8 protein-coding genes and 1 pseudogene are annotated in these 10025 nt (G+C 46.5%); 1 reads left to right on the top strand and 8 read right to left on the bottom strand.

What is annotated here, in order from left to right:
* From GJ688_RS11590 to GJ688_RS11580, 3 genes and pseudogenes are all read right to left on the bottom strand, one after another.
* The coding region (locus GJ688_RS11590; protein WP_207708805.1) for an Ig-like domain-containing protein at positions 1-2225 on the bottom strand (2225 nt) is incomplete at its 3' end.
* Positions 2226-2557: 332 nt separating this feature from the next.
* On the bottom strand, positions 2558-2959 hold the full coding sequence (locus tag GJ688_RS11585) for a hypothetical protein (RefSeq protein WP_155476715.1): 402 nt from the start codon (positions 2957-2959) through the stop codon (positions 2558-2560).
* A gap of 67 nt (positions 2960-3026) precedes the next feature.
* A pseudogene (locus GJ688_RS11580) lies at positions 3027-3173 on the bottom strand (IS66 family transposase); the annotation flags it as partial.
* On the opposite strand from GJ688_RS11580, the gene GJ688_RS11575 reads away from it, so the two are divergent.
* Entirely contained in the window at positions 3148-3534 is a 387-nt protein-coding gene (locus GJ688_RS11575) for an integrase core domain-containing protein (RefSeq protein WP_170291911.1), read from the top strand. The pseudogene GJ688_RS11580 and the gene GJ688_RS11575 sit on opposite strands and share 26 nt — an antisense overlap.
* A 381-nt stretch (positions 3535-3915) precedes the next feature.
* On the opposite strand, the gene GJ688_RS11570 is transcribed toward GJ688_RS11575, so the two are convergent.
* From GJ688_RS11570 to GJ688_RS11550, 5 genes are all read right to left on the bottom strand, one after another.
* On the bottom strand, positions 3916-4353 hold the full coding sequence (locus GJ688_RS11570) for a hypothetical protein (RefSeq protein WP_155476714.1): 438 nt from the start codon (positions 4351-4353) through the stop codon (positions 3916-3918).
* 373 nt (positions 4354-4726) lie between these two features.
* The gene (locus GJ688_RS11565) at positions 4727-4888 is read right to left on the bottom strand and encodes a hypothetical protein (protein WP_155476713.1); all 162 of its coding nucleotides are present in this window, start codon (positions 4886-4888) and stop codon (positions 4727-4729) included.
* 294 nt (positions 4889-5182) lie between these two features.
* On the bottom strand, positions 5183-8200 hold the full coding sequence (locus tag GJ688_RS11560; RefSeq protein ID WP_155476712.1) for an Ig-like domain-containing protein: 3018 nt from the start codon (positions 8198-8200) through the stop codon (positions 5183-5185).
* A gap of 107 nt (positions 8201-8307) precedes the next feature.
* Entirely contained in the window at positions 8308-9159 is an 852-nt protein-coding gene (xerA, locus tag GJ688_RS11555) for a site-specific tyrosine recombinase/integron integrase (protein ID WP_170291910.1), read from the bottom strand.
* Positions 9140-10024, bottom strand: a complete 885-nt coding sequence (locus GJ688_RS11550) for a tyrosine-type recombinase/integrase (RefSeq protein ID WP_170291909.1) — start codon at positions 10022-10024, stop codon at positions 9140-9142. The genes xerA and GJ688_RS11550 overlap by 20 nt, the downstream gene beginning before the upstream one ends.
* Position 10025 lies beyond the last annotated feature (1 nt).

The following is a 10025-nucleotide window of genomic DNA, read 5'->3' as shown; positions in this document are numbered from 1 at the left end:
CCGACGGTAATCGCTCCGTCGGGCCCGACGGTCACGGCGATGGTGGCTTGGTGGTTCGACGCATCTTCGACTGTAATGGTCGCCGTACCGGCACTGACGGAGGTGATGTCGATCTTGCCGGTGCCGGAATTGACGGCTGCGGTGGCGACGGAAGGCGTACCCGATGTTGCCGTGGTTCCGACTAGGCCTAAGGTGGACAGATCGTTGGCGGTGGTGCTGTCGGTGGCGGCACTGAAGACGACGGTGTATTTGGTGATCGTTCCGACGGTAATCGCTCCGTCGGGCCCGACGGTCACGGCGATGGTGGCCTGGTGGTTCGACGCATCTTCCACCGTAATAGTCGCCGTACCGGCGCTGACAGAGGTGATGTCGATCTTACCGGTGCCTGAGTTGACAGCTGCCGTCGCGACGGAGGGCGTACCCGAAGTTGCCGTGGTTCCGACTAAGCCTAAGGTGGGCACATCGTTGGCGGTGGTGCTGTCGGTGGCAGCGCTGAAGCTAGAGGCAGCCACCGTTACGTTGGCTGTTTTGGCTGCGGTTACACCAGCGATTTTTACCGTTAACGTTTGGCTACCCGTTTGGGCCAGTATGACAGGAATAGTCGCCGCTCCTGCGGTAAATGTAATCGCGTCATTAAAGATGACTCCTGTCGTCCCTTCGGCCGTGTTACTGCTGGTAACTTGGACGTCGACGGCACCGACAAGGGCTTGTCCATCAGTTCCCTTTGCACCGGTAATATTTAATGTAAATGCTTGGTTCTGTGTGGGAGTAGTGCTAGATGGGCTGACCGTAGCTGTACTCTGATCCATTTCTTTCACAACTATGGGAAAGGAGGCTGTTTTTCCCCCGATCGTTGCGGTAATGCTGGTGGTGCCGGCCGATACGGCAGTGACCACTCCGGAAGAATTAACCGTAGCGATCTTAGAGTCGAGAGAATCCCAAGTGGCGGACTTCCCAGGAATCACTTTCTTGGATTTATCCAAGGCAATCGCACTTAGTGTAAGCGAAGACTCACTTTCTGAACCTACCACCAATTCCTTGCGGTTCGAGGCATTGACGATAGAGACAGTTTGGACTTCGCTCGTGGAAGGCACCGTCCAAAAGAAATTATCCTTTTTGGACAGTCCGTATTGGACGCCGATAACTACTTTTGTGCTCGATTCAGACGATAGCAGCGGATCGAATGAGATGAGAGCGGTCTTCGATTTGCTGTCCCAAGACACGAGTTCTCCCGACAAGGCCTCGGCTTTCTTTGAACCGATCTTTTGGGTCAGCGTAAATTCATCAATGATGGGAGCGGTCTTCGGCGAATCTGTCAATTTGACGGTAACGAAGCCGTCAGTGGCTTGTACCGAAGCAATTTTCGGAATCGCTTTGATCGTTAGTGTATTCGAAGCGAGCTTCATTTCGTTATAGAAAACACTGTAGCGCAGGACCTGCACATCTTGGGTTTGTTTCACGGAGGGGACCTGCAGGGTTGCGGTAAGCGTCGATTCATCCCAAACGAAGGAGTCTGGCGTTATTAGCTGTTCTTGGCCTTTATTGATTTTTTGATAGACCGTAAAATTGGATACTTCGGGAGCCATCTCTGGCGCTTTATTGAACTGGATCGACAGGGTGTCATCTTTGGCCACAAGTTGGTTCATTTTTATGGGTTGTACAAGCCCTGTGACTTTGATGCCGGTATCCACATTTTTATAGGAGAGGCTGTATGTTTCGCTCTCACTGAGACCTGAGGTAATCAAGCGAATCTGGTTATTGGGTAAGGTGGTGACCGACTTTACTTTTACGCCTTTATCGAAAGTAAAATCAGTGACTTTGGGATAGGTCATATTCCTGTCTGCAGTCAGAAGGACGCTCCCATTATCCTCGGATACTGTCCCAGTTTTAAATACTACGCCGAGAATTTTGTCGCTTGTCTCCGCATCTATGTAAAAGAGATCTAGAGGGTTTTTTTTGTTCAAATCAAGGTTGTACTTGGTCTTTTCGCCGGTATAGTCTTTGTATAAGGTGTAGCTATGTTCATCTTCGGATATGTAAAACGCTTTTGAACTGCGTTTGGCTGAACTCAAGATCGATTTCAGGCTATCGCTGTTTTGGTCCAGATACTCATCTGAATAATATTTCCCATTAAAATAAAGTCCGGTTGGTACGGCAAATGCGGCGGATACGGAAGTGAATAGGAAGCTTGTAGTTAGTGCGGCGCAGGCTAACTTCTTGTTCATGAAGAATGCTCCTTTTGTAATGAGTTTAGTATCGGTCCGAACGCATACCAATCAATCCGAATAAAGGAACAAAGCCACCTCCTATAAATCATCAATAGAGTTTCAACGCCTTTATATTTCGTTTTTTAGCACAAATAACCTTTATAATTTAAATAGTAAATTATTCATCCGTTGGAACCATATCTCAATGCCTATATAAGTAGCCCCAGCTTTTCATTACTATGATGGAAACAAAAAGCCCCAACAGACATCAAACGATGTTCCGCTGGGGCTGTAGAGCGTATATTTATTTCGCTACTGTACCATCAGTTTTGCTTTCATGCCCTGTACCGTTATCGTAACCCCATTTGAGCCTTACTGACAACTTTTCCGTCTTTTATAGTCACGTTCATGCTGGAACCGTCAGGGTTTTTCCAGGTATAAACAGCCGACGTTTTTACGTTCGATTCGGTTTTATCCGACTCATCCCCATCAGCACCGACGAGTTGAACCACTTGGGCATAGGTCATATCGAGATTGATCTTATTGTATAGGTCACCTGTATACTTTTGGGGTGCTCCGCCCTTTTTTCCATTTTGCGCCTGTGGAGCTTGGGTCTGTTGAACATGCGCCGGTGATGAATTAGACGGATTAGATGAAGTATTGCCGGCCGGTTTACCCGTATTTCCTCCACAAGCCGCTAGAGATATGGCCAAGGCACATGCCATCGTACCGAGCATCGCTTTTTTGATCAAATTCGTTCACCTTCCCTCTGCGTAGAATTAACAATAAATACTTCGATAAAACTCATAAATTTCCTCTATGTACCAGAAACTTGTACACATTGAGGTGATTTGCCTTCGCTGTTTCTACAATACTAAAAACGACGGCACTGGCATGAGCTCCCTTTGGTGTATCGGAAAAGAGCCATCCCTTTCTACCCATCACGAATGGCCGAATCGCGTTTTCCACACGGTCCATTTCCCGCATTGAATCTGGATTTCACTGCGACCGGAGAGTTCTTCTTTCACCAAAGTCTAAAAAGACTTCTATACGATCTCCTTGGCAGAATCCTTATGCGGAAAGAGTTATTGGCACTTTGCGACAAGAGCTGTTAAATCACATTATTCCGGTAACTGAAAAGCACTTACATTATTTATTGAAAGAGTATATTCAAGGATATTATAATCCTCACCGGACACACCAGGGGATACATGGTCAGACACCAATCCCATCACCCACTTATTTACCAACCACTGTAGCCAAGACAAAATTAAAGTCAACGCCTGTTCTTAGTGGGCTGTATCATTCATATAAAAAAGCGGCCTAAACTAGCCTGTAATTCTTTAAGTTGAATAGAACATTGTTGTTGTCTTTGTTGAGCAAAGACTTATTTCTGCCGGCTTTGCTCTTTTTTTATTGCCTTTAAACTGATTTTTATGCAGAATTTCAGGGAAAAATTAAAAAGTATGACCATGCCTTTTGTGCTATTTTGCCCATTTAAAGGTATCGGTTTTAAGTAAAATTGTCTTGGATGGACTTTTTGAAGGGGACAGCACGGTAGGAAGTCTCCTGCGGTCCTCTGGAAGGCATTCCAATCGGGCAGTTCGGATCGGACGGGCGAAAGGAAAAGTCCCACCAGACATCCGAAGATGTTCCGGTGGGACTTCAAGGATATGATATATGTTTCTTCCGTCTGTCAGTACGGTGGTTAGCGAACCGAGACCACAGCTACCGGGTATCCGTCAAATTCTGTGAAGATCACGTCCTGAAAAGTGTATGTGGTTCTCTCGCAAAAGTCTATTTGGAACCGCTGGGTCACCTCTTCGACGAGCTTTGCCGCGTACACAATGGATCTTGAGCCGCACCGCTTGAGTCCAAAGGATGTTTCGTTGTTTGGCAATTTTTCTGCGATTGCAATTTGGTCTTCCCGAAAGGCAAATTGCACCGTTTCGGGGTCGTTCAGTCGGGCCATCAATTCCGAGGACAGTGTGATGCGTTTGCCGTTTTTCTTCGTGTTGATGACAGATAACACACCTGACATACGGGTAGTTTTGCTTACGCTGGTACCGATGGGTGCGCAAAACGACGCCAGGTCTATTTCCTCTCCGATGTGCTGATTCTGTTCCTGCATTTGAGCTGTTATCATGGTTCTATCTCCTCCTCAAAAAATACGCCGGAAAACCGCCTTTCCGCCGGTCTTGACATACCGAGACCGAAAAAGGGGCTAGCCAGCGTTTGTCATGATTGAGGTCGGTTTGACCTCTAATGATTTGTTCTTAGAAACCCTTGCGAAAAAAGTTTGAGGAGGAAGAACGGACTATCTTTGAGCTTCTTAGGATACCGAATGAGGAAGTCCATCGAAACCTATGATCGGTAGAGCTAACTGAAGAGGGCTTTGAGGGCGAAACAGCGCTATTCCCTCAAAATAGTCATGAGCGACCACAATCCCATTGAGGCTGTAATTACATCTGCCAGTAGCGAGAGACAGATTCTGGTTTCTACAAGCCGCTCCATTTCCCTCATTGAATCCGGATTTCACTGCGACCGAGGCCTTCTTTCACCAATGTCACATCGGTCCACTGCTGCGGTTCGCGATTCGCTTCTTTGTTTTGTTTGGTGGCCCATATCACATACTTCCGATAATCAATGCCCTTTTCTTCGCACCAGGCTTTTGCTCTCATGCCACTGGCCCTATTCAGCCACGATGGCCTGTTGTTCTTGCCGGGTCACGGCGATACATCCATTCACTGCTTATGATGGAGATATTCTCTCATGGTTTCGGCTAACTGACCATGCACCGGTAGATTAAGCGCTTACGCTATTTTGCCCATTTAAAGGTATCGGTTTTAAGTAAAATTGTCTTGGATGGACTTTTTGAAGGGGACAGGTTGGCTAACTACATAGCTTAGCCGTTATGTTGAATCCTTCTAACAACATAATGAAAGACCGGAGGATTCCCTCCGGTCTTGACTTATTTAGAATTTAGTTGTTGTTGCTGCGGATACACTGCTATTCAAGGCATCATTCTCGGTACTAGTGATATCAGAAACTGCAGGCGTAATATCTAATGTTGATTTTACGTAATTAGCATTCGCAAAACCAGAAGTACCTAGTCCAGTAAATGTAAGTGTTAAGCTCTTTCCATCTGCGCCCAATACGGCATCTGCAGTTACAGTACCGCCAGTGAGGCAATCACCGGTGACATCACTTACGTTAATCACACCGATATTTTTGGTGTTCATTGTAATGGTAACGGTATCGTCTGTTCCTGCACCACCAACAGCCGCAAATACCAAGCTTGCGTCTGTACGCTTGTATGACCCATCGCCTTGTTTGTTAACTGCTGCATAACCAACCGAAGTAGGATCTACAGCTTTATTAAACTTAATAGTGATGCTGTCACCAATCTCTTCGGTACCGGATGTGCCTGTTGTTAAGTTAACTAGTGTTAAAGAATTAGCTATGAAGTTAGTAGCGGTAATAGCACTCGTTGCAGCTATAGGAGTAATCTTTTGACCGTTAGCAGACTCAGTCTGAATAAAGTCCGAAGAAACAGTCGATACAGTTACGGTCGACGTTACAGGAACTTTACCGGCGCCCATATCTAGAACGATTTCATTAGCTTTTCTTGGCGCACCGGCTGTAGTTCCATCGACGGCGCCTTGAACTGCAATGGCTGTTCCATCTACTTTTACGATAAAGTCATCTTTAGAAACCAAAGTACTTACAGGTTGATCCATTTTAACAACTACATAGCGTGTATCCAATTGATACGCACCAGTAATCTTTGATGCAAATGATAAGGTTGCACTGGTTCCATATGTTTTACCTGTAGCCAATGCGAGACCGTCGAGGTCCAGTGTGCCTGTAACAGAAGCTTTAGTAGCTACGCGATAAGATTTTGTTGTATCGAGAGCATTGGTCATTACAAAGGTGATCGTTGAACCAGTGGTAGTGTTTGCATAGGTTGCAGATGCAATGGGGTTTGCTGTAGATCCAGTTGTAATATCAGCGGTGTATCCGTCAATACTGCTCTTCACCGCAAAATCATAACCACTTAAGCCAGACAGTTTTCGATTGAGTTTTAACTCAATGGTTTTATTATCTAATAATTTAATACTTGTTGCTCCACCGGTAGCAATATCTAAGGCAGCTTGACCAGCGGTAATATCGCTGTAGTTTTGTGCTGCTGTTTGAATTGTACCGTAAGAACTTGCAATATTACTTACACTAAAAGTATCATCGCCACCGGCGACGGTCATAGCAGCATTCAGATGGATTCGAACTTCTTTGGAATCGGCTGGGTTAATGTCAATGGTCGCTAATGGATATGTTGTTGTTAGAGCTGCACCGCCTACAGTCCACTTTGCAGCGTTAAGAGCTGAGTATACCCCTGTAGTAGCGACGGGGGTATCAAACGGGAGGTAAACAACGTCTTTACCGGCTCCATCAGCACTTATAAGTAACCGTGCTGCATCAATTCGAGAAGGTGCAACGTTGGGTGTGTTCGTAAAAGGTTTTGTTGTTGTTGCCATGACGTTACCAATATTATCCTTGATACCAGTCATTGTAATAGTATAGGAAGTATCAGTAAGAGTAAGGCCAGTAATGTTTACTTGTTTGTTTGTTGAGTCATAAGACAGTACGGCACCTGCTAAAGAAATTGTGTTATTGGCACTGTCTTTCAAAACGTAGTTTCCGCTGGTGGTAGCTGTATTAGTGTCCATAGCTTTGTTGAAGGAAATAGCTATAACACCGGACGTAGTTGATACCGTATTCACTACGGGAGCAGCATCTGCCACAACAGTAATTGGTACAGCCTTGGATGCGACTGGGTTACCAGCTAAGTCGGTAATTCCCGCGGGGACTACAATATAATCATTACCAGCTGCCATTGCATTCGCACCACTAAATGTGACTTTATAGGTGGTGGGATCAACTTTTGTAACAGTGGTAGCAGCAAGACCGCCAGTTAAAGACCCAGTGTTATTCCAGAGGAAGTTTGTTTGAACAGCGGTCACGGAGCCTTCTAACACTTCTTTATTAAAGATAATGTTAGCTTCCGTTTGGCTTATAGCTGAGGCAGATTGTGCTAATGGAGCAGTAGTATCCGCAGCTACATTAATTTTTTGTGAGGTTGTCGGAACCGCAAGTCCGGCATAATCTTTTGCAGTACCATCACTGTTAACAACAATGGTATGTTCGCCTACAGGGATGGGTTTGCTTGTTGTATAGGTAAATTCTTTATCACCGACAACCCCTGCAGTAACGGTGTAAGTACCAAATAGGTTTGCAGCGTTAGAAGTAACGTTATCGATCAATAGCGAAGCAGGAATGGGGGCAGTTCCTAATGGTTCACTAAAAGTAAGTTTAATAGTCTTACTTGAAGTAGCTACTGCACTTACTAACGTTGGGAAATTTACATCCGAAGCTACAAACGATTTCGTAGTAGACGAAATTGTATTTGCTCCGGTTGAATCCTTAACGTAGTTAACGGACAAATTGTATGACTGGTTGTTAGTCATGTTACCGCTGACTGTTAACGTTACAGTTTTCCCGTCATCACTCAAAACAGCTTTAGAGATTCCAATTCCACTAATTGTGTAGTTGGAAACTTTTTCTGCAGAAGTTTTTTCAACGGTTTGGTTAAATACGACACTTACCTCTTTAAGGTTAACTGCGCTTACAGAGTTAACCTGCAGTCCTTGGGCAGCGGCTTCTTTAACAATAACTTTTACCGAAGCCTTCAGGTTTTGAGGATTTGTGATGCCTTCCGGCATGGTAAGCGCACCGCTGAGCGTATAGGTGCCCGCTTTGGTTCCATCGTAACCGGTGGTGTCCCAAGTGACAGCCACTTGTGCGGTCTTGTTATCACTTGTGGAAACGGTCACTTTAGCGGGCAAGCCAAGCTTGTCGGCGGTCGTTCCCTTGTCGACGGTAACATCCGCAATAGCGTTAATCGACGTTCTGGTTCCAATATACGGAAAATGCAAAACCCCGCAGGCCTTGCTGGATAAGGGCTGCCGGGTTTTTTGCCTTTTTATCTAGTTTGCATAATACAGCATTCTGCGCAGTTCTTCCTTATCAGTGGAGAACGGAATTACGAGAACTGGTCGTATTTTTCCTTGCGCGCCTGGGCAAACAGCCGAGCGTAAAAGCGCGTATTTTCCATGTCATCATGCCCCAGGAGGTCTTGAATGCAGGCCAGGGGCGTACCGCGCTCCGCCAAGTGGGCGGCAAAGGTATGCCGCAAGGTATGAGGGCTTACGGGAAAGCCCAGCAGGCGGGCATACTTTTGAAACAAATATCCGATGGATCGAGATTTAATGCGGCTTCCCCGAGTGCTGACAAACAAATAAGGCAGCGTATCGGTACGAGTGGATAGATATGTTTTGAGGAGTTCTGCACAAGGACGGGTAAAAAAAACGATGCGCTCTTTCTTTCCCTTTCCCCATATGCGAATTTGCCGTTTTGGAAAGTCGATATCGTGAATCTGGATATGGGCCAATTCGTTTAAACGCACCCCGGTGGTATAGAAGGTTTCGATGATTGCTCGATCGCGCAGCCGGCCTTCGCTGATCTGGCGGAGCCTGTCCAGGGCCTCTCGATCGAGGTAATAACATTCCTTTTCGGTACACTTAGGTAGCGGTATCGACTGGGTGGGATTGCGTTTCGTCCACCCTTCCGTTACACAGTATCGGTAAAACGAACGCAAGGTAACTAACTTTTTCTGCAGCGTTTTAGGGGTATATCCCTGGCGCGTCAACTCAAGCATCCATTCGCGGATGTCTTGGGCCGTCACCGCATCCACGGATTTGGGCGTAAAAGCGAAAAATTGGTATAGGCTGTTTCGGTAGGATACGTGCGTCAAAGGGGAAAACCGGACGGCATGATCGGAAAAGTATTGTTCCAAAATAGTCGTCGTCATGGCATCACCCCATATACCGGTCATACATGGCCGCCAACTCTTCTTTGGGCAAGTTAGCGTAAATGCGGGTGGTATTGAGATTACCATGGCCGAGTTCCTCGGAGATAAACCCCAAATCGGCCCCTTTGTTTAACAGTTGTGTGGCAAAACTATGCCGCAAGGCGTGGGGACTGAGATTGCGGGTGAGCCCGGCCTGCTTGCCAAGATCAGACACAATATAATGCACCCCTCGCGTCGTCAGTTTTTTGCCCGTGGCATTGAGAAACAACTCTGGGTCCCCTTGGGGTCGGATGTTCCGGTATGCCTCAAGCAACAGCGCACATGTTTCCGAAAAGTGAACCCACCGGAATTTCTTGCCTTTGCCGATAATCCGCGCCGTACGCTGCGCCACATCGACGTCATCGTTACGGAGATTAACCAATTCAAAAATGCGAACGCCGGAGGAGAGAAAGAACTCGATGATGAGCCGGTTACGAAGCCACAAGGTTTCTGCCGCCAAGCGCACTTTGGCCAGTTCCGTCTCGTCCAAATACCGGGGAACCGGCTTCGGCAGTTTGGCTCGCCACCAGGGTTTAACCGGCACATGCTGAATGTATCCCTCGTCGGCGCAGAAAGCAAAGAAACTTGTTAAGACAGTCAGGCGGTTATTCCGGGTGGTTTCTTTTTTATCTCCATAGTGTATCTGAATCCAGCCAATCACATCGTCGGCGGTGATCTCTACGAGAAGTTTGGGACAATCAATCAGAAATTTTTGGAGATGGCGACGGTAATGGTCCAAAGTTAAAAGGGAACGATTGGCGAGGTATTTCGTAAGGAGAAATTGGTTGACTGCCTCCCGGTTCGTTGGATGGATGGCTTCGTGGTGAATCTCCCATTCATGTATGGTCACG

This window comes from Heliobacterium mobile (assembly GCF_009720735.1).
Taxonomy (GTDB): Bacteria; Bacillota; Desulfitobacteriia; order Heliobacteriales; family Heliobacteriaceae; genus Heliobacterium; species Heliobacterium mobile.
Note: the sequence above shows the minus strand (reverse complement) of the source record. Positions and strands in the feature narration are given on the sequence as shown.

Bases quoted from the DNA above. Each gene is read 5' to 3' on its own strand.
- xerA (WP_170291910.1), bottom strand. From the start codon at position 9,159: ATGACCGGTATATGGGGTGATGCCATGACGACGACTATTTTGGAACAA.
- GJ688_RS11570 (WP_155476714.1), bottom strand. From the start codon at position 4,353: ATGATAACAGCTCAAATGCAGGAACAGAATCAGCACATCGGAGAGGAA.
- GJ688_RS11565 (WP_155476713.1), bottom strand. From the start codon at position 4,888: ATGAGAGCAAAAGCCTGGTGCGAAGAAAAGGGCATTGATTATCGGAAG.